Here is a 19,799-nt window from a genome sequence, read left to right on the forward strand (position 1 = left end):
GGTGACGCGCACGGCAGGGCCCCGGCGGAGCGATCCGCCGGGGCCCTGCCCGTCGTCGTCCGCGGCGGCTGCCCCCGCCGGCGCGGTCAGGCCGCGTGGGCGACGGCGCGGCGCGGGGCGATCACCCGGCCGTCGGGCAGCAGCTCTCCGGTGTCCTCGAACATCAGGACGCCGTTGCAGAGCAGGCTCCAGCCCTGCTCCGGGTGGCAGGCCACCGTGACGGCGGCCTCGCGGTCCTCGGACTCCGCCGACGGGCACTCAGGACGGTGCTGGCACATACGCGTACCCTCGCTTCGCTCTGCGATCCTCCCCCGTGATGCGGTCGCCGGCGGTGGAGCCGTCGGGAGCCGCCGCGGTAGCCGGATCCTGTCCGCGCACCGACCAGGTGTGGACCGGCGCTCAAGTGGGTAGGACAGGTGGTCCTTCCACGCTGGTTCCCAGTGTCGGCATCTGCGGACGCGCGCGCAGCGATTTCGTGACATGCGCCACAACTCCCCGGCATAGATCACCCGTTCAGGTGGGTCCGGCGGGAATCCGCGCACCGACGGGTCAGTCCGGGCATGGCCCGAGGCGACCATGCCGGATGACTCGTCCGGGTGGTCCGGGAGGGTGTGGGCGGCGCGCGCGCCGACGGGCCGCCGGATGCGCTGACCCGGTGGCCCGTCGGTGGCGGTGGCGGCGGTCCTTCAGGAGGAGAGCAGCAGCGGCTTGGCGAGCGGCGCCCGGGCGAGCAGTGGCAGCAGCTCGGCCGCCGGGTAGGCGCGGTGCGCGGTGACGCCGAGCGGGGCCGGGGCCAGCGGGATCAGCTGGTCGGCGTCCGGGCCGGCGTCCGGGCAGTGCAGCCACAGCGCCGTCGCGTACTGGCCGGGGAAGGTCAGCAGGCGCGGCTGCTGCCGGGCCCGGGAGCCCTGCGCGATCTGCCAGGCCTGGCGCAGCGCCCGGACCGTCGAGTCGAGGTAGGGGCCGGCGGTGAAGTGGGAGAAGGTGTGGCCCTCGGCGCTCTGGACCACCTCCGCGGCGGCGGCCACCTCGGCGCCGTCCTTGATCAGGAAGCGCCAGCCCGTGCGGCGGGCGGCGGGGAGCTCGGGGCGCGGCCCGTCCAGGACGTGGACGGCGAGTGCGTGCGCGGGCAGCAGCGGGCCGATCGGACGGCGCAGCGCCGCGGCGGCCGGTTGGTGCAGCGCCGTGTCCGAGTCGAGCGCGGCCAGGACGGCGCGCAGCGCGCTCGGCGGGGGTTGTGGGGTCTGCAGAGTCATGGCGGGGTCCGCCTCTCCGTGCGAGATCGGCGTGCGAGTGCGGCATACCGGCGTGGCGCGGCGTGTCATCGGTGACGGGACCCGGCCGTGTCCGGTTGTGCATGATCGCGGTGCCGGCACGGTCGCCGCCGTCGACGAGGGCCTCGGGGCGGGGAGCGGACCGGCCGCAGCGCAGTGCGAATTCTATCGAACAGGTGCGCAGGGTGACCTGTTTATCACAGGCGGTGGCGCCGGGCAAGTCGGCAGATTCGCTGAATACGCGTCAGTTTCCTTGCATTGCAAGCCAGTACAAGCATTCGGGTATCGATCTTCGAGGTGGGCATGATGCTTGCACGGTCGGGTCGGCCGGTGGCTCAGGAGGAGGGGACCGTGGGCGAGAAGGTCGTGGCGACTCGGGCCGATCTGGCGGACCGGCAGCTGTACCGACGCAAGCTCCAGGCCTGTCTTGACGCGCTGGGGCGGATGCTGCGGGAGGACCGCTTCGACCGGCCGCGGGCCGTGATGGGCCTGGAGATCGAGCTCAACCTGGCCGACGAGGAGGGCCTGCCGGCCCTGCGCAACGCCGAGGTGCTGAGCGCGATCGGCTCCAGCGACTTCCAGACCGAGCTCGGGCAGTTCAACGTCGAGGTCAACATCGTCCCGCACCGGCTCTGCGGGCACGTCTTCGAGGAGCTGCGCGAGGAGATCGACACCGGGCTGCGCTACGCCGACCGGCGGGCCGCGGAGGCCGGCGCCCGGATCGTCATGGTGGGCATCCTGCCGACGCTGGAACACGGCCACACCGGGCTGGACGCGATCTCCCACAACCCGCGCTACAGCCTGCTCAGCGACCAGATCCTGGCCGCCCGCGGCGAGGACATCGCCCTGGACATCGAGGGGGTCGAGCACCTCCAGCTGGAGACCATCACCATGGTGGCCGAGGCGGCGGCGACCTCGCTGCAACTGCACCTGCAGGTGACCCCGGAGCGCTTCTCCTCGGTGTGGAACGCGGCCCAGGCGATCTGCGGGCCGCAGCTCGCGCTCGGCGCCAACTCGCCGTTCCTGTTCGGGCGGGAGCTGTGGCGGGAGACCCGTCCGGTGCTCTTCCAGCAGGCCTGTGACACCCGTACGGCGGAGCTCAAGGCCCAGGGCGTGCGCCCGATCACCTGGTTCGGCGAGCGCTGGGTGGACTCCGCGTACGACCTGTTCGAGGAGAACCTGCGGTACTTCCCGGCGCTGCTGCCGATCTGCGACGACGAGGACCCGCTGAAGGTGCTCGCCTCCGGCGGCGCGCCCCGGCTCGCCGAGATGCGGCTGCACAACGGCACGATCTACCGCTGGAACCGGCCGGTGTACGACGTCGCCGGCGGGGTGGCGCACCTGCGGGTGGAGAACCGGGCGCTGCCCGCCGGCCCGACGGTGGCCGACACCCTCGCCAACGCCGCCTTCTACTACGGGCTGGTGCGGGTGCTCGCCGAGCAGTCCCGGCCGGTCTGGACCCGGCTGCCGTTCGAACGGGCGGAGGAGAACTTCCGGCAGGGCGCCCGGTACGGCATCGACGCGGTGTTCCACTGGCCGCGCCCGGGCCGGGCAGGCCGCAGCGGCGGGCTGACCACGGTGTCCGCCGTCGACCTGGTGCTCAACGAGCTGCTCCCGATGGCTCACCAGGGGCTGGACGAGTGGGGCGTGGAACCCGCCGACCGGGACCGCTACCTGGGGATCATCGAGCAGCGCTGCCTGCGCCGCACCAACGGCGCCTCCTGGCAGAGCGCCACCTTCCACCGGCTGCGCGAGCAGTACGGGATGGACCGGTCGGCCGCGCTGGCCGCGATGACCAGGCGCTACGTCGAGCACATGCGGGGCGGCGAGCCGGTGCACACCTGGCCGGTCGGCTGACCGTCCGGCTGTGTCAGGATGATCGCTCCGGCGGTCGGCCGACGGCCGGAGCGCCGCCCGCCCCGCTGGAGCCCCCGTGACCACCGTCCCGACCGCGCCGGAGACCGATCGGCCCACGCGCCGGCTGCTCGGTGCGGAACTGCTGATCGTCCTCGGCCTCTCGCTCGGGGCCAGCGGCGTCAGTGCGCTGATCAGCTTCGCCGGCTCGCTCACCGAACCCCTCACGCTCGGCCAGCAGGTCGCCACGCTCAACGGCTCGCGCGCGCCCGGGCGGCCCTGGCTGGACCTGGTGTGGCAGCTGTACTACATCGGGCGCGGCCTGATGCCGGTGGTGCTGGTCGGCTACCTGCTGGTGCGCGAGGGCGTCTCGCTGCGGATCCTGGGCTTCGACCTCGGGCAGAAGCTGCGCGACCTCGGCCGGGGCGCCGCCGTGGCGGCGGTGATCGGCGGCTCCGGACTGGCGCTGTACCTGGGCGCGCAGGCGGCCGGGTACAACCTGACGGTGGCGCCCTCCGGGCTGCCGGACGTGTGGTGGCGGGTGCCGGTGCTGCTGCTCTCCGCCTGGCAGAACGCCGTCCTCGAGGAGGTCGTCGTCCTCGGCTACCTGCTGCGCCGGCTGGGTCAGCGGGGATGGTCCTGGCCGGCGGCGGTGGCGGCCAGCTCGGTGCTGCGCGGGTCGTACCACCTGTACCAGGGGGTCGGCGGGCTGGTCGGCAACATGGTGATGGGGGCGGTGTTCTGCCTGCTGTACCGGCGGTGGGGGCGGGTGATGCCGCTGGTGGCGGCGCACGCGCTGATCGACACGGTGGCCTTCGTCGGCTACGCGCTGCTGGCCGGGCACGTCAGCTGGCTGCCGACCCCCTGAGCGGGCGGCGGGCCGTCAGCGGGCGCGGCGGGCGGGCGAGCAGCCGGTCGACGTGCCGGCGCTCCAGCCCCTGGCCCGGGTCGATCGGCAGCAGCAGGCGGTCCCGGCGCCAGAGCGCGCGGCGGACCAGCCGCGGCGGGATGACGTCGTCCACCCAGGCGAACGGGCGGCCCGCCGCGTAGCGCAGCAGCGGGGCCCACTTGCGGGCCGAGAGCAGCTCCATCAGCGGGACGCGCGGGGCACCCGGTTGCGGGACGTCGCCGGTGAAGCGGACCAGCGGGAGCTCGGGCAGGCCGATGGCCGGGGCGACGTGGGTGTTGGCGTGCTCCTCCCAGGTCGTCGCCCAGACGAGCTCGTAGCTGCCGGCCAGCTCGCGCAGCCAGGCGCCGTGCCGCTCCGAGAGGAGCACCGAGTATCCGAGCAGGGTGTGGGTGTCGAATTCGGCGTCCGGGTGCGGGCAGACCGGGTTCAGCACCCCGTCGACGTCCAGGAACAGCAGTGGCTTCGGCACCGGTGGCCCCCCAAAGGCGATGGCGTTGCTTGACCGGTCGGACGAGCCGGGGGCACCGCTGGTTGCGTACGGGCGGGCGCACGCGGGGCGCACGGGGCGCTCACGGCGCGAAGGCGGGCTCGCCCGCGGGCTCCGGTGCGTCGGCGGTGCCCCTGCGGGCCGGCCGGACGATCCGGCGTCGTGCGCCCGACGGGATCCACAGGACGCGCCCTAACCCAGGTGGCCCCAGAGGAAGCTGAGGGTGCGGCGCCAGGCCGTCCGGGCCTGCAGGGGGTCGTGGGTGCCGAGCAGGTCCTCGTCGTTCATGAAGGCGTGCCCGGCCGGGTAGAAGTGGAACTCGGGGCGGACGTCGGTGGCCTCGCCGATCCGGATCGCGGCCTCGTCGACGGCGGTCTCCGGGATCGAGCCGTCGAGTTCGCCGAAGTGCCCGAGGACGTGCGCGGTCAGGCCGCGGTAGTCGAAGTCCGGATCGGGCGGCAGGCCGTAGAAGGGCACCACGGCGGCGACCCGGTCGCCGGCCCGGGCGGCCAGCAGCAGGGCGAGGCCGCCGCCCATGCAGAAGCCGACCACGCCGACCGCGTCGCCGACCACGCCGTCCAGGGAGAGCAGGTGGTCGACCGCCCCGGCGAGGTCCTCGACGGCCCGTTCGACCGGGAGGTCGCGCTTGAGCCGGGCCGCCTCGGCGCGGTCGTGGGTGGTCTCGCCGCCGAACAGGTCGGGCGCGAGGACGGTGAAGCCCTCGGCGGCGAAGCGGTCGGCCATCGTCGCGATGTGCGAGGTGAGCCCCCACCACTCCTGCACCACCACCAGACCCGGCCCCACGCCCTGCGGCGGGCGGGCCAGGTACCCGTGCGCGGTGCGGCCGGCGCTCGGGAAGGTGGTGTTCTGCCGGGAGCCGCGCTGGTCGGGCATGGCGTCCTCTCGGTGGGTCGGGCCGGGTGCGGCGGGGACTCGACGGGGGAGCGGCCCGGGTGCGCCTCGGGGTGCGCGCCCGGGGTGGCGGCGGGGCGGGCTCAGCCCATCTCCTCCAGGGCGCGGCCCTTGGTCTCCTTGATGCAGTAGGCCACGAACGGGATGGAGAGCAGCGCGAAGACCGCGTAGATGACGTACGTGGCGGACAGGTTCCAGTCGGCGAGGTCCGGGAAGCTGACGGTGATCGCCCAGTTGGCGATCCACTGGGCCGAGGCGGCGACGGACAGCGCGAGCGCGCGAATCCGGTTGGGGAACATCTCGCCGAGCAGCACCCAGACCACCACGCCCCAGGAGAAGGCGAAGCAGAACACGAAGACGTGCGCCGCGACCAGGGCGACGGTGGCGTGGGTGTCGTCGAGGGTGGCGGTGTCGCCGGTGCCGTGCCGGTAGGAGAACGCCCAGGCGGCGGTGGCCAGCGACAGCGCCATGCCGACCGAGCCGGCCAGGGCGAGCGGCTTGCGGCCGATCCGGTCGACCAGCACCATCGCGACGACCGTGCCGATCACGTTGACGATCGAGGTGGAGAGGCTGATCAGCAGGGAGTTGGACTCGTTGATGCCGACCGACTGCCACAGGAAGGACGAGTAGTAGAAGATCACGTTGATGCCGACGAACTGCTGGAACACCGAGGCGCCGATGCCCACCCAGACGATCGGCAGCAGGCCGAACCGGCCGCCCAGCAGGTCCTTGACCCGGGGCTTGTGCGCGGACTCCAGCACCGCGCGGATCTCCGCGACCCTGGCGTCCAGGTCCACGCCCTCGCCCTCCACCTCGAGCAGGACCTTGCGGGCCTGCTCCTCGCGGTGGTCGGCGATCAGGTAGCGCGGGGACTCCGGGATGGCGAGCGCCATCAGGCCGTACACCAGGGCGGGGATGGTCTCCACGCCGAGCATCCACTGCCAGGCCTGGATGCCGCCCAGGTGGCCGGTGGACTCGCCGCCGGCCGCCTGGTTGAGCGCCCAGTTGGCGAGCTGGGAGACGGTGATCCCGAGCACGATCGCCATCTGCTGGAAGGAGGCGAGCCGGCCGCGGTAGGCGGTCGGCGCGACCTCGGCGATGTACGTCGGCGCGATCACCGAGGCGATGCCGATCGCGACGCCGCCGACCACGCGCCAGGTGGCCAGCACCTGGATGCTCGGCGGGAACATCGAGCCGATCCCGCTGATCGCGAAGAGGGTGGCGGCCAGCAGCATGGTGCGGACCCGGCCGAGGTGGTCGGCGAGGCGGCCGGCGGCCACCGCGCCGGCCGCCGACCCGAGCAGCGCGATGGCGACCACGAAGGCCGTCTCGCCGTTGCCCACCCCGAAGTGCTTCTGGATGCCCGTCACCGCGCCGTTGATCACCGCGCTGTCGTAGCCGAACAGGAAGCCGCCCATCGCCGCGGCCGCCGAGATGAAGACCACGTGGCCGAGGTGCGCCTCGCCGGACCGATGGGTGTTGACTGTGGACAAGTGCGCTCCCCGGGTGGACGGCCCGCTCCGAGGGCCGGGTGGGCAGGACTCGTCTCACATTCGAGCAGCGGCGGCGCCGCGGTGCGCGGATTGGGGGCCGAACGGGTGACGGCGTGTCGCCTGAACGGGTGTCAGGACGTCGGCATGTCGGCCCGTCGGCCCGTCGGCCCGTCGGCCCGTCGGCCCGTCGGCCGGTCGGCCGGTTCGCGGTTCGCGGTTCGCGGTGTGGTGCGGTGCGGTGGGCGTGCCGTGCGGTCCGGCCGGTGCGGGTGTACGGCCCTGACGGTGCGCCGTGCCGTCAGCGGGTGCGCCGCCGGTGGCGGCGGAGCAGCTGGGTGCGGGCGCCGGCGTCGTGGTCGCGCCGCGGGCCGCCTGAACCCCCGCGTTCGGCGAGCCGGTCGGCGATCTCCTCCTGCGCGACGGGCGGCTTCTTGTCGTCGTACTTGAACTTGGCGCGGACCTCGTCCACCGTCAGGCGGAGGCCGCGCAGGCCGGGCAGCAGTCGGGAGAACTCGCCCTCGCCGGGCACCACCCGGGTGTCCGGGGTCTCCGGCTGGAAGTGCGCCAGCTGGCGGTTGAGGATCTCGGCCTTGCCCGCCGCGGACTCGACCACTTCGGCGGTGCAGTGGAAGTGGACGGAGGCGTAGTAGCTGGTGGGCGTGCCCGGCTCGCCGCGCCAGTGGCCCGGTGCGAAGGCGTAGTCGTCGGTGACGGCGAGGGTCACCTTCGGGTCGGCCCGGACGGCGGCCAGCAGCGGGTTGGGCGCGGCGAGGTGGAGCAGGATCTCGCCGCGGTCGGCGTCCAGCAGGAAGTGCGTCGGGACGAGCACCGGGCCGGCGCCGGGGGCGCCGTTGGCGGCGAGCAGGCCGAAGTCGCGGCCCTCGGCCAGCCAGGCGCGCCACTCCGCCTCGTCGCCGCGGTCCCAGGAGCGGATCAGCATGGGCGGACCTCCGGTCAGCGCGGGTAGGAGCGCAGGTGCGCCGGGAGCGGGACGGTGGTGGAGGCGTCCGGCTCGGGCGTCCCGTGCACGGTGGAGACCGGTATCAGGCCGGCCCAGTAGGGCAGGTCCAGGTCCTCCGGGTCGTCGTCGGCGCCGTCGGCGCGGGTCTTGGCCGATACCTCGTCGAGCTCCAGCCGGATCACGGCGGTGGCGGCGAGCTCCTTGGCGTTGGCCGGGCGGACCTCGGCGGAGCGGCCCGGGACGGCGTGGTCGACCAGGGCGGCGAGGGCGACGTCCAGCTCCTCGGGGTCGGTGACCTGGTGGGCGGTGCCGTGGGCGACCACCGAGCGGAAGTTGACCGAGTGGTTGAACGCGGACTTGGTCAGCACCAGCGCGTCGACCACCGTCACGGTGACGCAGACCGGCAGGCCCCGGTCGCCGGAGGCGCCGCGCAGCGGACGGCTGCCGGTGGAGCCGTGCACGTAGAGCCGGCTGCCGACCCGGGCGTAGATGGTCGGCAGCACGACCGGGGCGCCGTCGGCGACGAAGCCGAGGTGGCAGATGTACGCGCTGTCGAGGACGGCGTGGATCGCGTCCTGCTCCCAGGTGGCGCGGTCCTTGTACCGGGTGGGGGTGGTGCGGGGCGTGCGGGAGTAGCTGAAGGGGGCGGAGCCGTCTGCGGGGAGCGACATGACAACCTCGTTGTACTAGTGCATAATTTGCTTTGTGCTAGGAGACTATCCGCTGAAAGGGCGACGCGCCAGCGAGATCGCCACCCACATCGAGCAGGGCGTCAGCAGTGGACGCCTCGCCCCCGGAACCGCGCTGCCCCCGCTGCGCGACCTCGCCGCCGAACTCGGCGTCAACCCCAACACCGTCGCCGCCGCCTACCGGCTGCTCCGCGACCGCGGAGTGATCGAGACGGCCGGCCGCAAGGGCAGCCGCATCCTGCCCAGGCCCGCCCTCACTCCGCGCGACCAGATCCGGATCCCCGTCCCGCCGCACGCCCGCGACCTCTCCCACGGCAACCCCGACCCGGCGCTGCTCCCCGACCTCGGCCCCGCGCTCGCCGCCGCCGCCGAGGCCGCCCGGGCCGAGCCCGTCCTCTACGGGCACCCCGCCGTGGACCCCGGACTGCTGGCGCTCGCCCGCGCCTCCTTCGAGGCCGACGGCCTGCCCGGCGGCCCGATCGCCCTCGCCTCCGGCTCGCTCGACACCCTGGAACGCATCCTCGTCACCCGGCTGCGCCCCGGCGACGCCGTCGCCGTCGAGGACCCGGGCTGGGGCAGCCTGCTCGACCTGCTGCCCGCGATCGGCCTGCGGCCGGTGCCCGTCCGCCTGGACGACGAGGGCCCGCTGCCCGGCCCGCTCGCCGCCGCACTGGCCGAGGGCGCCCGTGCCGTGGTGGTCACCAGCCGGGCGCAGAACCCCACCGGCGCCGCGCTCACCGCCCGCCGGGCCGACGAGCTGCGCGACGTCCTGGCCGGCCACCCCGACGTGCTGCTGATCGAGGACGACCACGGGCACGGCATGGTCGACCAGCCCTACCACCCGCTGGTGGGCGCCGGCACCCGGCAGTGGGCGGTGGTGCGCTCGGCGGCCAAGGCCTACGGACCGGACCTGCGGCTCTCGGTGGCCGTCGGCGACGAGGACACCGTCGGACGGCTGACCGGGAGGCTGCGGCTCGGCGCCGGCTGGGTCAGCCTGCTGCTGCAGCGCACCGTCGCCGAGCTGTGGCGCACCGACGCGGCACCGGTCGCCCGGGTGGCCGGCGTCTACCGGACCCGCCGGGACGCGCTGCTCGACGACCTCGCCGCCCGCGGCATCGCCGCGCACGGCCGGAGCGGGCTCAACGTCTGGCTGCCCGTGCCGGACGAGACCTCGGCGCTCGCCGCGCTGGTGCAGCGCGGCTGGGTCGCCGCGCCGGGCGCCCGGTACCGGCTCCAGTCGCCGCCCGGGCTGCGGATCACCACGTCCCGGCTGGACCCGGCGGACGCCCGGCGGCTGGCCGAGGACCTCGCCGGCGTGCTGGGCACGGGCGGGGTCGGCTCGCGCCTGGTGTGACCCGGGCGGCGGCCGGTCACGGGCGGGTCACCCGTGGGGCGGGTGGTGTTCGGGTGCCGTGCAGGTCAGCGGCCCGCAGGGCGCCCGCGCGTCGTCCGGTGAGGTTGCGCGGCGTCCAACCCCCGGCCCCACTGGTCTGAACCCGGCGGTAACAAAGCGGGAAACCTGCTGCAGATACCTAGCGGTAACTAACGCGGGCATGTCATCTTCATCGCGCCACCGGCCGGCGGCCCACCCTCACCTAGGCGTCCTCCCGTCCCCACCACGCGGGAGGACCGAGCCGCAGGAGTTCCGCCGTGCCCGAAAACGGTTCGAGCATCACCCGCAGCACCCCTCGACTCACCCGACGGCTGCTCACCGCAGCCCTCGCCCTCCCGCTCGCCGCCGGCGGCCTGATGGCCGGGGGCCTCGCCGCGGCCGCGCCGGCCCGGGCCGCCACCTCGGCCGTCCCGAGCGGCCCCACCGCCAGCGTCACCCTCGGCGACAGTTACATCTCCGGCGAGGCCGGCCGCTGGAAGGGCAACGCCGCCGGCACCAGCGGCAGCCGCAACGGCACCGACCGCGCCTGGAACGGCAGCTCCGCCGACGCCTCCCGGGTCTACGGCGCGACGGCCTCCAGTGGCTGCGACCGCTCCGACGTCGCCGAGGTCCTCAGCGCCTCGACCGGGGCCCAGAACGAGATCAACCTGGCCTGCTCCGGCGCCGTCGCCGCCAACGTCTACCGGGCCGCCAACGGTGGCCAGTCCTACAAGGGCGAGGCCCCCCAGGCCGACCAACTCGCCACCGTGGCACGGCAGAACAACGTCAAGCTGATCACCCTGTCGATCGGCGGGAACGACCTCGGCTTCGCCGACATCATCTCCAACTGCGTCCAGGACTACCTGATCTGGTACTCGTACTGCCACGACTCCGCGCAGTCCTCGATCGACTCCAAGCTGCCCACCGCGATGGCCGGGGTCGGCAAGGCCATCGACGAGATCCGCGCGGTGATGACCGGCGCGGGCTACGCCCCCGGCGACTACCGCCTGGTGCTGCAGTCCTACCCGTCGCCGATCCCGCGCAGCTCCGAGATGCGCTACCCGGAGAGCGGGTGGACCCGCTCCAACACCGGCGGCTGTCCGTTCTGGGACGGCGACGCCGACTGGGCGCGCGACTCGATGGTGCCGCAGATCTCCACCGCGCTGGCCGGCGTCGCCTCCGCCAAGGGGGCGCAGTTCCTGGACCTCTCCGACATGCTGCAGGGCCGCGAGGTCTGCTCCACGGCCACCCGGCAGCCCACCTCCGCCTCCGGGCCGTCCGCGACCACCAGCGAGTGGGCCCGCTTCCTGGACGGCGGCCTCAACAGCACCCAGGGCGCCCTGCAGGAGTCGATGCACCCCAACTACTACGGGCAGCAGGCGCTCGGGCGCTGCCTGACGCTGCTGTGGGGCCGCACCAGCGGTGACTACTCCTGCCGCAACACCGCCGGGCAGGACGCGAGCGGGATGTACCTGGCCGCGCGCTGACACCACGCCCGGTGCCCCTCGCAGGCGCGGGGGGCACCGGGCGTGCGGGCTCAGCCCTTGGCGAGCAACGCCTGCGCGTGCGCCCGTACCTGATCCTTCGTCAGATAGGCGTCGGTGTACTCGAAGTCCTGCAGCCGGGCCGGCTGCCGGGCGAGGAAGCCGGTGCGGACGAAGTCGTCCCCCGCGGTCGCGTTGAGCAGCCAGTTCGCGCCGACCCGGAACTTGGCGACGTTGGTGCGCATCGCCATCAGGTGGTAGCCGCGGGCCACCAGCTGCGCCGGCACCCCGCGCAGCTCCACGCCGACCGGCTTGGACACCGCGTCCTTGCCGCCGAGGTCGACCACCAGGCCCAAGTCCTTGTGGTAGTAAGGCTCCAGGGGCTGGTTGCGGAGCGCGGCGATCACGTTGGCGGCCACCGCGCGCCCCTGCCGGGCGGAGTGCTGGGCGGTCGGCGGGCAGACCGCGCCGTCACCCTTGGCGAGGTCAGGCACCGCGGCCGCGTCGCCCAGCGCGAACACGCCCTCGAACTGCGGCACCCGCAGCTCCGCCGTCACCGCCAGTCGGCCGCGGACCGTCTCCGCGTCCAGCGTGCCGATCAGCGGGCTCGCGGCGACCCCGGCCGTCCAGATCAGCGTGCGGCAGGGGAGCACCCGGCCGTCGGTGAACTTGACCGACTCGGCGCCCACTTCGGCCACCGAGACGCCCAGCGAGACCTCGATGCCGCGCTCGCGCAGCACCTCCAGCGCGGCCGTGCCCAGCGCGTCGCCCAGCTCCGGCATCAGCTTCGGGGCGATGTCGATCAGGTGCCACTTGATCTGCCGGGCGTCCAGCCGGGGGTAGCGGCGGGCGGCGGCCGTGGTCAGGCGCTGCAGGCAGGCCGCCGTCTCGGTGCCGGCGTAGCCGCCGCCGACGACCACGAACTGCAGCCGGGACTCGCGCTCCCGCTGGTCCAGGGTGGCCGAGGCGAGGTCGAGTTGGGCGATCACGTGGTCGCGCACGTAGGCGGCCTCGGCGAGCGTCTTCATGCCGCGGGCGTAGTCCGTGAGGCCCGGGATGTCGAAGGTGCGGGTGACGCTGCCGGGGGCGAGCACCAGGTAGTCGTACTTCTGCGCCACCACCTCGTCGGTGATCTTGCGGACCACGCACACCTTGGCGGCCGGGTCCACGCCGATGGCGCCGCCGGGGACGATGTGGGTGCGGCGCAGCGACCGGCGCAGCGACACCGCCACGGACTGGGGGGTCAGCACGCCCGCCGCGACGTGCGGCAGCAGGGGCAGGTAGAGCTGGTAGCTGAACGGAGTGACCAGCGAGATCTCGGCCTCGGCCGGCGAGAGCTTGCGTTCGAGTCGGCGAGCGCACTCCAGGCCGGCGAAGCCACCGCCCACGATCAGGATCCGAGGTCGTTCCATCGCTCATCCCTTTGCCGTGCGGGTCGTGACCGCGAAGGTCCCCATTACTGTCCGCCACACTCGCACGGCGCAGCAGGGCCTGCCACCGGGGCGGGGCTGATGGGGGGTGAGGGGCCGGTGGGGGTGCGGGGAGCAGGGTGACGGGCCGGTGGTGCGGGCCGACGGCGCGGAGCGGCGGGGGCGGGAGGCACCGCTAGGCTGTCGGGCGTGCTCCCCGAGGTGACGGCGATCCGCTACGTGACGCCACTGCGAGAAGGCGGCTCGATGCCGGGCCTGGTCGAGGCCGACGACCGGCGGCTGTACGCGCTGAAATGGGTCGGCGCCGCGCAGGGGCGCAAGGCCCTGGTCGCGGAGGTGCTGGCCGGTGAGCTGGGCCGGCGGCTCGGGCTGCCGGTGCCGGAGCTGGTGACGATCGACCTGGACCCGGTGCTCGCCCGCAGCGAGCCCGACCAGCAGGTCCAGGACCAGATGCGCGCCAGCGGCGGCACCAACCTCGGCATGGCCTTCGTGAGCGGCGCGCTCAACTTCGACCCGCTCTGCTTCGAGGTGGACCCGGAGCTGGCCGGCCGGGTGATCTGGTTCGACGCGCTGATCGGCAACGTCGACCGCTCCTGGCGCAATCCGAACCTGCTGGTGGCGACCGGCGGGCTGCGGCTGATCGACCACGGCGCGAGCCTGATCTTCCACCACGCGTGGTCCGGGGCGGCGGCCTGGGTGCGCCGCCCGTACGACGCCTCCGACCACGCGCTGCTGCGCGCCCGGCCGGACCTGGCGGCCGCCGACGAGGTGCTCGCCCCGCTCGCCGAGGCGGCGGTCGAGGGGGCGGTGGCGCAGATCCCGGACGTCTGGCTGCTGGACGAACCGGGCTTCGACTCACCCGAGGCGGTGCGCGCCGCGTACCGCGACCAGCTGACCGGGCGCCTGGCCGGTCCGCGCGACTGGCTGCCGGAGGTGCCCGCATGACCGAGCCGAGGACGTCCGTGCCGTCGGCGGCCGTGGAGCTGCACGACTACGAGTACGCCGTGATCCGGGCGGTGCCGCGGGTCGAGCGCGGCGAGTGCGTCAACGTGGGGGTGCTGCTGTACTGCCGGCAGAACGCCCACCTCGCCGCGCGCACGCACCTGGACCAGGCCCGGCTGCTGGCGCTGGACCCGGTGGCGGACGTGCAGGGCGTGCGGCGGGCGCTGCACGGCATCGAGGCGGTGTGTGCGGGCGGCCCGCAGGCCGGTCCGGCGGAGGGGGACAGCCCCGGGCAGCGGTTCCGCTGGCTGACCGCGCCGCGCAGCGCGGTCGTCCAGCCGGGGCCGGTGCACACCGGGCTGACCGCGGACCCGGAGGCGGAGCTGCGGCGGCTCTTCGACCAGCTGGTCCTCTGAGGTCCGGTCCTCCGCCCTCCCCGGTCGTCCGCGGCCTTCCGCGGTCCTCCCGGTCCTCCGCGGTGACGGTTCCGCCTCCCCGGTGACGGTTGCCGTGGTCAAAGCTTGAGTTGGTGAAGCACTCCGCCGTACGCTGGTCCCATGGGTTCGACAGCGACGACGACCGTACCGACCAACGCCGAGTTGATGGAGGCGCTGGCCGCCGTCGGCGCGGCGTACTTCCAGGACTTCGCGGCCGCCGCCGCCCGGCACGGGCTCTCCTCGTCCCAGGCCAAGGCGCTGGGCTCGGTGCAGGAGCCGGTGCCGATGCGGGCGCTGGCCGGTCGGCTGGGCTGCGACGCGTCGAACGTCACCGGGATCGTGGACCGGCTGGAGTCGCTGGGCCTCGCCCACCGCGAGGCGGCGGCCGGTGACCGCCGGGTGAAGATCGTCGTGATCACGGACGAGGGCCGGGAGATCCTCACCCGGATCCGCGGCGAGATGGCCCGCACCCACCAGGCCTTCGAGGCGATGACCGACGAGCAGCGGATCGCGCTGCACTCGATCTGCGGGCAGGTCCTGCCGGTGCTGGCCGGGCGGGCGGGCACCGGGGCCTAGGACGCCGCAGCCCGGGCGTAGCGGCCCGGGCATGAGGCCCGGGCGTCGTGACCCGGGCACTGAGGCTCGGGCGCCGCGGGCGGGTGGGGCGCGGCCGCGGATCCGGCGGCGTTCCGGCTGACCTCGGCTGTTAGGCTTGCGAAGCGTGAGCGCGAAGCCCCAGATCCCCAATGTCCTGGCCTCCCGGTACGCCTCGGCGACCCTGGCCCAGCTGTGGTCCCCCGAGCACAAGGTGGTCCTCGAGCGCCACCTGTGGCTCGCCGTCCTGAAGGCCCAGCAGGACCTCGGTGTCGAGGTGCCGGCGAACGCCGTCGCCGACTACGAGCGGGTGATCGACCAGGTCGACCTCGGCTCGATCGCCGCCCGTGAGCGGATCACCCGCCACGACGTGAAGGCCCGGATCGAGGAGTTCAGCGAGCTCGCCGGCCACGAGCAGATCCACAAGGGCATGACGTCCCGGGACCTGACCGAGAACGTCGAGCAGCTGCAGGTCCGCCAGTCGCTGGAGCACGTGCGCGACCGCACGGTGGCCGTGCTGGTCCGGCTGGCCCGCCTGGCCGCCGAGCACTCCGAGCTGGTCATGGCCGGCCGCTCGCACAACGTGGCCGCGCAGGCCACCACTCTGGGCAAGCGCTTCGCCTCGATCGCCGACGAGCTGCTGGTCGCCTTCCGCCGCCTGGAGGAGCTGATCGCCCGCTACCCGCTGCGCGGGATCAAGGGCCCGGTCGGCACCGCCCAGGACATGCTGGACCTGCTCGGCGGCGACACCGCGAAGCTGGCCGAGCTGGAGCAGCGGGTCGCCGGCCACCTCGGCTTCGAGAACGTGCTGACCAGCGTCGGCCAGGTCTACCCGCGCTCGCTGGACTTCGAGGTGCTCACCGCCCTCGTCCAGCTGGCCGCCGCGCCGTCCAGCCTGGCCAAGACCATCCGTCTGATGGCCGGCCACGAGCTGGTCACGGAGGGCTTCAAGGAGGGCCAGGTCGGCTCCTCGGCGATGCCGCACAAGATGAACACCCGTTCCTGCGAGCGGGTCAACGGCCTCGCGGTCATCCTGCGCGGCTACGCCTCGATGACCGGCGAGCTGGCCGGCGACCAGTGGAACGAGGGCGACGTCTCCTGCTCCGTGGTGCGCCGGGTCGCGCTGCCGGACGCGTTCTTCGCCTTCGACGGCCTGCTGGAGACCTTCCTGACCGTCCTCGACGAGTTCGGCGCCTTCCCCGCCGTGATCGAGACCGAGCTGGACCGCTACCTGCCGTTCCTCGCCACCACCAAGGTGCTGATGGGTGCGGTGCGGGCGGGCGTCGGCCGGGAGACCGGGCACGAGGTCATCAAGGAGCACGCCGTCGCCTCCGCGCTGGCGATGCGTGCCGGCGCCCGGGAGAACGAGCTGCTGGACCGCCTGGCCGCCGACGAGCGGATCCCGCTGGACCGGGCCGCGCTGGACGCCCTGCTGGCCGACCGGCTCTCCTTCACCGGTGCGGCCGGTGCCCAGGTCGCCGAGGTCGTCCGCCAGGTGGAGGCCGTCGCCGCCGCCTACCCGGAGGCCGCCAAGTACGCGCCGGGCGACATCCTCTGACGTCGCCTCAGCCCGACGAGGGCCCCGCCGCCGTTCCGGTGGCGGGGCCCTCGTCCGTGTGCACGTGGCCCGGGTCGAGCGGCGGGGTGGTGCCGCAGGTCCACGCGCAGTCCGGCTCGGCGACGGGGTGGTCCTCCGGCGCGAGCACGTTTCCGCGGACGGTGGCGAGGGCGGTCAGCCCGCCGGCGCAGAGCAGACCGGCACAGATCAGCATCGCGGTGTGGAAGGCGGAGTCCACCGCGGACGGCACCCGGTAGGCGTCGCCGCTGAGCCCGGCGAGCGCCGGCAGGGCGGCGACCGCGAGCAGACCGGCCGCGCGGGCGGCGGCGTTGTTGACGCCGCTGGCGATGCCCGCGTGCCGCACCTCGACCGCGGCCAGCACCGTCGCGGTCAGCGGCGCCACCAGCAGGGTCATCCCGCAGCCCATCACCGTCACGGCCGGCAGCACGTCGGCCCAGTAGGTGGAGCCGGCGCCGATGCGCAGCATCAGCAGCACCCCGGCGGCGCACAGCAGCGGCCCGACGGTCAGCGGGATCCGCGGGCCGATCCGCTTGCCCAGCCGCCCGGCGCGCGCCGAGAACGTGAGCATCAGCACGGTGATCGGGACCAGGGCGAGGCCGGAGACCAGCGGGGAGAAGCCCGAGACGATCTGCAGCTGCACGACCAGCAGGAAGAACACCCCGCTGAACGCCGCGTAGACGCACAGGGTGACCAGGTTCACGGCGGTGAACAGCCGGGAGGAGAAGAGGCCGAGCGGCAGCATCGGCTCGGCGGCGCGGCGTTCGACCGTGAGGAAGGCCGCGCCGAGCACCAGCCCGACCGCTCCGGCGAACCAGACCGCGGGGGAGAGGCCCTCCCCGGCGGCGGTCAACGCGTAGGTGAGCGCACCGAGGGCGAGCGCGGCGAGCAGCGCACCGAGGACGTCGAAGCGACCGGTGGCGCTCTCGTCCCGGCTCTCCGGGACGTGCCGGGCGCCGACCGCGACGACGGCGGCCGCCAGCGGCAGGTTGAGCAGGAAGATCCACCGCCAGCCGGGGCCGTCCACCAGCCAGCCGCCGAGGAACGGGCCGACCGCCGCCGACACGCCGCCGAGCCCCGACCACAGGCCGACCGCCGCCGAGCGGTCCTCCGGGTGGAAGACGGCCTGCAGCATGGCGAGCGAACCGGGGGTGAGCAGCGCGCCGCCGATGCCCTGCACGGCGCGGGCCGCGACCAGCACCTGGATGGTGGGGGCGGCGGCGCAGGCCGCCGAGGCGGCGGCGAACCAGACCACCCCGATCAGGAACACCCGGCGCCGGCCGTACCGGTCGCCGAGCGCGCCGCCGAGCAGGATCAGCCCGGCGAGCGTCAGCAGATAGGCGTTCAGGGTCCATTGCAGGGAGGCGAGGGAGGCACCGAGGTCGGTGCCGATCCGGGGCAGCGCGACGTTCACCACGGTGCCGTCGAGCATCGCCATGCTGGAGCCGAGCACGGTTGCCAGGAGTACCCAGCGTCCCTGCGCGGTGCCCAGGCGCAGGGTGCCGGCCGCGGAGGTGGCCACGGCCCGATCCTGCGCCCCGCGGGGCCCGCGTGACAAGGGTCACCGGGGGGTGTGTCGACGGTGTGCGGTGCGTGAGCGAACGGTCGCGCAGCGGTGGCGGGATCGGCGCAGCGTCGTGGATCAGTGGCGCCGGGTGAATGGATTGTGCACGCACGGTGCAGCCGATCATTCGGAGTGTCACGGCCTCGGCGGGGATGGTTGTCCGTTCAAGAGATCGACATTGCTTCACCCGGACGGATGGGTTTTAGTTCAGCGACCGCCCGGCCAGTCCGGACGGATCCGCCGGGTGGAACGCCGAATCCTGCCGCTGCCCGGTGGTTCGAACTGAACTCTGTACGGCAGGAGCGGGGGACCCACAGGTAAGTCGCCGGACCGGGATCGGCACGCGCTTCGCGTACCGGATCCCAGGGCCGGCTTGGGGTGAAGCCGCGCATGCGGCCGGGCAACTCCAGCCCGAACCCGACAGCTCACCTCGCAGGCGTCGGAGAGGAAACTTCCATGCCTGCTCAGGCTCGTCGTATCGCCCTGCCCCGCGCCGCCCGCATCGGCATCGCCACCGCGGTCACCGGGGTCTCCTTCGCCTTTCCGCTCGTGGCCGCCGTGAGCGCCCAGGCGCACACCGCCCCGGCCGCCCCGGCCGCGCAGAGCTCCACCTGGACCGGCGCCACCAGCGTCGACGCCAAGCCGGCCGCCCCGGCCGCCGCTCCCGTCACCGCCCCGGCCCAGGCCGAGAGCTACCGCGTCGTCAGCGGTGACACCCTGTCGAAGATCGCCGACGCCAAGCACGTCGACGGTGGCTGGCAGGCGCTGTACGAGCACAACCGCTCGGTCGTCGGCGGCAACCCGAACCTGATCTTCCCGGGTCAGCACCTCTCGATCGCCGGCCACGCCGCGCCGTCCGCGGACGCCGCCCCGGCGAAGCCCGCCGCCCCGGCCGCCCCGGCCAAGCCCGCCGCCCCGGCCAAGCCGAAGGCCCAGGTGCAGGCCAAGACCGAGGCCGCCAAGCCGTCCGCCCCGGTCCAGACCCAGGTGCAGACCGCCGCCCCGAAGCCGGCCGCCGCCGTCACCGCCGCCCCGGCCGCCGCCAGCACCTCGGGCTTCGTCGCCCCGCTGGCCAACCCGAAGCTGGGCACCGCCTACGGCGTGGCCGGTTCGATGTGGGCCTCCGGCCACCACACCGGCCAGGACTTCGTCGCCTCCACCGGCACCCCGCTGCGCGCCGTCGCCAACGGCGTCGTGGTGAAGGCCGGCAACGGTGGCGCCTACGGCAACGAGGTCGAGATCAAGCTCGCCGACGGCCACTACGCCGAGTACGCGCACCTCTCCTCGATCGGCGTGTCGATCGGTCAGACCGTCACCGTCGGCCAGCAGATCGGCCTCTCCGGTGCGACCGGCAACGTGACCGGCCCGCACCTGCACTTCGAGATCCGCACCGGCTCCGAGTACGGCTCGGACATCGACCCGGTCGCCTACCTGCGGGCGCACGGCGTCGCTCTCTGACCCTGACGGGTCGAGGGCCCGGTCCCGCCGGACGGGCCTTTCGGGACTACCGCTGATGCGGGGCGAAACGATCCTCCGGGATGGTCATGTCGGGTGACCGCTCGACCGGGTGATCGCCGCAACGGCGGACATGGGCGCGGGACACGCCCAGGCCGGCCCGGCTCGCGAGACCTCCCTCGCGAGCCGGGCCGGCCGCTGCCGTTTCCGCCGCCGTTCCCGGGGACGTTCCCGGTGCGTCTCCGCTTCCGGCGCCGGCGCGCGCAACGGGCGGACGCGCCGGGGGTGTGACGTCGGCCCCGGGGGCGTCCGCCGCCTGCCGCCTGTCGGGTGCCGTTCGCCGGGTGCCGTTCGCCGGGCTGCGG

18 protein-coding genes and 1 riboswitch are annotated in these 19,799 nt (G+C 74.1%); of the genes, 9 read left to right on the forward strand and 9 right to left on the reverse strand.

The window, feature by feature from the left end:
* Positions 1–86: 86 nt before the first annotated feature.
* Both AB0N04_RS20615 and AB0N04_RS20620 read right to left on the reverse strand, forming a co-directional pair.
* Positions 87–278: a DUF5999 family protein gene (locus tag AB0N04_RS20615; protein ID WP_360220953.1), complete on the reverse strand. Its 192-nt coding sequence runs from the start codon at positions 276–278 to the stop codon at positions 87–89.
* A 408-nt stretch (positions 279–686) separates the two neighbouring features.
* Positions 687–1,256 (reverse strand): hypothetical protein, encoded by a 570-nt coding sequence (locus AB0N04_RS20620; RefSeq protein ID WP_360220956.1) that lies wholly within the window; start codon positions 1,254–1,256, stop codon positions 687–689.
* A gap of 369 nt (positions 1,257–1,625) precedes the next feature.
* Between AB0N04_RS20620 and AB0N04_RS20625 the strand changes: the two genes are divergently transcribed.
* The gene (locus AB0N04_RS20625; protein ID WP_360220959.1) at positions 1,626–3,131 is read left to right on the forward strand and encodes a glutamate--cysteine ligase; all 1,506 of its coding nucleotides are present in this window, start codon (positions 1,626–1,628) and stop codon (positions 3,129–3,131) included.
* A gap of 76 nt (positions 3,132–3,207) precedes the next feature.
* Entirely contained in the window at positions 3,208–3,996 is a 789-nt protein-coding gene (locus tag AB0N04_RS20630; protein WP_360220961.1) for a CPBP family intramembrane glutamic endopeptidase, read from the forward strand.
* Here the strand turns inward: AB0N04_RS20630 and AB0N04_RS20635 are convergent.
* From AB0N04_RS20635 to AB0N04_RS20655, 5 genes are all read right to left on the reverse strand, one after another.
* Complete coding sequence (locus AB0N04_RS20635) at positions 3,974–4,507, reverse strand: HAD domain-containing protein (RefSeq protein ID WP_360220964.1); 534 nt, start codon at positions 4,505–4,507, stop codon at positions 3,974–3,976. The two genes, AB0N04_RS20630 and AB0N04_RS20635, sit on opposite strands and share 23 nt — an antisense overlap.
* 210 nt (positions 4,508–4,717) lie before the next feature.
* Complete coding sequence (locus tag AB0N04_RS20640) at positions 4,718–5,419, reverse strand: alpha/beta fold hydrolase (RefSeq protein WP_360220967.1); 702 nt, start codon at positions 5,417–5,419, stop codon at positions 4,718–4,720.
* Between the two features lie 101 nt (positions 5,420–5,520).
* Positions 5,521–6,930, reverse strand: a complete 1,410-nt coding sequence (locus AB0N04_RS20645; protein WP_360220970.1) for a sugar porter family MFS transporter — start codon at positions 6,928–6,930, stop codon at positions 5,521–5,523.
* A 298-nt stretch (positions 6,931–7,228) separates the two neighbouring features.
* A complete protein-coding gene (locus AB0N04_RS20650; RefSeq protein ID WP_360220973.1) occupies positions 7,229–7,870 on the reverse strand; it encodes an FMN-binding negative transcriptional regulator in 642 nt (213 codons plus the stop codon).
* Between the two features lie 14 nt (positions 7,871–7,884).
* The gene (locus AB0N04_RS20655; protein ID WP_360220976.1) at positions 7,885–8,562 is read right to left on the reverse strand and encodes a pyridoxamine 5'-phosphate oxidase family protein; all 678 of its coding nucleotides are present in this window, start codon (positions 8,560–8,562) and stop codon (positions 7,885–7,887) included.
* A gap of 34 nt (positions 8,563–8,596) precedes the next feature.
* Here AB0N04_RS20655 and AB0N04_RS20660 point away from each other — a divergent pair, with 34 nt between their 5' ends.
* Together AB0N04_RS20660 and AB0N04_RS20665 are read left to right on the forward strand one after the other, a co-directional pair.
* Positions 8,597–9,934, forward strand: a complete 1,338-nt coding sequence (locus AB0N04_RS20660) for an aminotransferase class I/II-fold pyridoxal phosphate-dependent enzyme (RefSeq protein WP_360220979.1) — start codon at positions 8,597–8,599, stop codon at positions 9,932–9,934.
* Between the two features lie 296 nt (positions 9,935–10,230).
* Positions 10,231–11,439 carry a GDSL-type esterase/lipase family protein gene (locus AB0N04_RS20665; protein ID WP_360220982.1) on the forward strand — a complete coding sequence of 403 codons (1,209 nt, stop codon included), beginning with the start codon at positions 10,231–10,233 and terminating at the stop codon, positions 11,437–11,439.
* A gap of 50 nt (positions 11,440–11,489) precedes the next feature.
* Here the strand turns inward: AB0N04_RS20665 and AB0N04_RS20670 are convergent, their stop codons facing one another.
* Positions 11,490–12,848: an NAD(P)/FAD-dependent oxidoreductase gene (locus AB0N04_RS20670; RefSeq protein ID WP_360220985.1), complete on the reverse strand. Its 1,359-nt coding sequence runs from the start codon at positions 12,846–12,848 to the stop codon at positions 11,490–11,492.
* A 207-nt stretch (positions 12,849–13,055) separates the two neighbouring features.
* On the opposite strand from AB0N04_RS20670, the gene AB0N04_RS20675 reads away from it, so the two are divergent.
* From AB0N04_RS20675 to purB, 4 genes are all read left to right on the forward strand, one after another.
* The gene (locus AB0N04_RS20675) at positions 13,056–13,811 is read left to right on the forward strand and encodes a HipA family kinase (protein WP_360220988.1); all 756 of its coding nucleotides are present in this window, start codon (positions 13,056–13,058) and stop codon (positions 13,809–13,811) included.
* Positions 13,808–14,224 carry a DUF3037 domain-containing protein gene (locus AB0N04_RS20680; RefSeq protein ID WP_360220991.1) on the forward strand — a complete coding sequence of 139 codons (417 nt, stop codon included), beginning with the start codon at positions 13,808–13,810 and terminating at the stop codon, positions 14,222–14,224. The genes AB0N04_RS20675 and AB0N04_RS20680 overlap by 4 nt, the downstream gene beginning before the upstream one ends.
* Before the next feature lie 141 nt (positions 14,225–14,365).
* Entirely contained in the window at positions 14,366–14,821 is a 456-nt protein-coding gene (locus tag AB0N04_RS20685; protein WP_360220994.1) for a MarR family transcriptional regulator, read from the forward strand.
* 145 nt (positions 14,822–14,966) lie between these two features.
* Positions 14,967–16,397, forward strand: a complete 1,431-nt coding sequence (gene purB / locus AB0N04_RS20690; protein ID WP_360220997.1) for an adenylosuccinate lyase — start codon at positions 14,967–14,969, stop codon at positions 16,395–16,397.
* Between the two features lie 7 nt (positions 16,398–16,404).
* Here the strand turns inward: purB and AB0N04_RS20695 are convergent, their stop codons facing one another.
* On the reverse strand, positions 16,405–17,937 hold the full coding sequence (locus tag AB0N04_RS20695) for an MFS transporter (RefSeq protein WP_360221000.1): 1,533 nt from the start codon (positions 17,935–17,937) through the stop codon (positions 16,405–16,407).
* A 312-nt stretch (positions 17,938–18,249) separates the two neighbouring features.
* A riboswitch (cyclic di-AMP (ydaO/yuaA leader) is annotated at positions 18,250–18,433 on the forward strand.
* A 2-nt stretch (positions 18,434–18,435) separates the two neighbouring features.
* Here AB0N04_RS20695 and AB0N04_RS20700 point away from each other — a divergent pair.
* A complete protein-coding gene (locus AB0N04_RS20700; RefSeq protein WP_360221003.1) occupies positions 18,436–19,437 on the forward strand; it encodes a LysM peptidoglycan-binding domain-containing M23 family metallopeptidase in 1,002 nt (333 codons plus the stop codon).
* Positions 19,438–19,799 lie beyond the last annotated feature (362 nt).

This window comes from Kitasatospora sp. NPDC051702 (genome assembly GCF_040681575.1).
Lineage (GTDB): Bacteria > Actinomycetota > Actinomycetes > Streptomycetales > Streptomycetaceae > Kitasatospora.

Bases quoted from the DNA above. Each gene is read 5' to 3' on its own strand.
- AB0N04_RS20650 (WP_360220973.1), bottom strand. From the start codon at position 7,870: ATGCTGATCCGCTCCTGGGACCGCGGCGACGAGGCGGAGTGGCGCGCC.
- AB0N04_RS20615 (WP_360220953.1), bottom strand. From the start codon at position 278: ATGTGCCAGCACCGTCCTGAGTGCCCGTCGGCGGAGTCCGAGGACCGC.
- AB0N04_RS20620 (WP_360220956.1), bottom strand. From the start codon at position 1,256: ATGACTCTGCAGACCCCACAACCCCCGCCGAGCGCGCTGCGCGCCGTC.
- AB0N04_RS20670 (WP_360220985.1), bottom strand. From the start codon at position 12,848: ATGGAACGACCTCGGATCCTGATCGTGGGCGGTGGCTTCGCCGGCCTG.
- AB0N04_RS20640 (WP_360220967.1), bottom strand. From the start codon at position 5,419: ATGCCCGACCAGCGCGGCTCCCGGCAGAACACCACCTTCCCGAGCGCC.
- AB0N04_RS20655 (WP_360220976.1), bottom strand. From the start codon at position 8,562: ATGTCGCTCCCCGCAGACGGCTCCGCCCCCTTCAGCTACTCCCGCACG.
- AB0N04_RS20685 (WP_360220994.1), top strand. From the start codon at position 14,366: ATGGGTTCGACAGCGACGACGACCGTACCGACCAACGCCGAGTTGATG.
- AB0N04_RS20680 (WP_360220991.1), top strand. From the start codon at position 13,808: ATGACCGAGCCGAGGACGTCCGTGCCGTCGGCGGCCGTGGAGCTGCAC.
- AB0N04_RS20700 (WP_360221003.1), top strand. From the start codon at position 18,436: ATGCCTGCTCAGGCTCGTCGTATCGCCCTGCCCCGCGCCGCCCGCATC.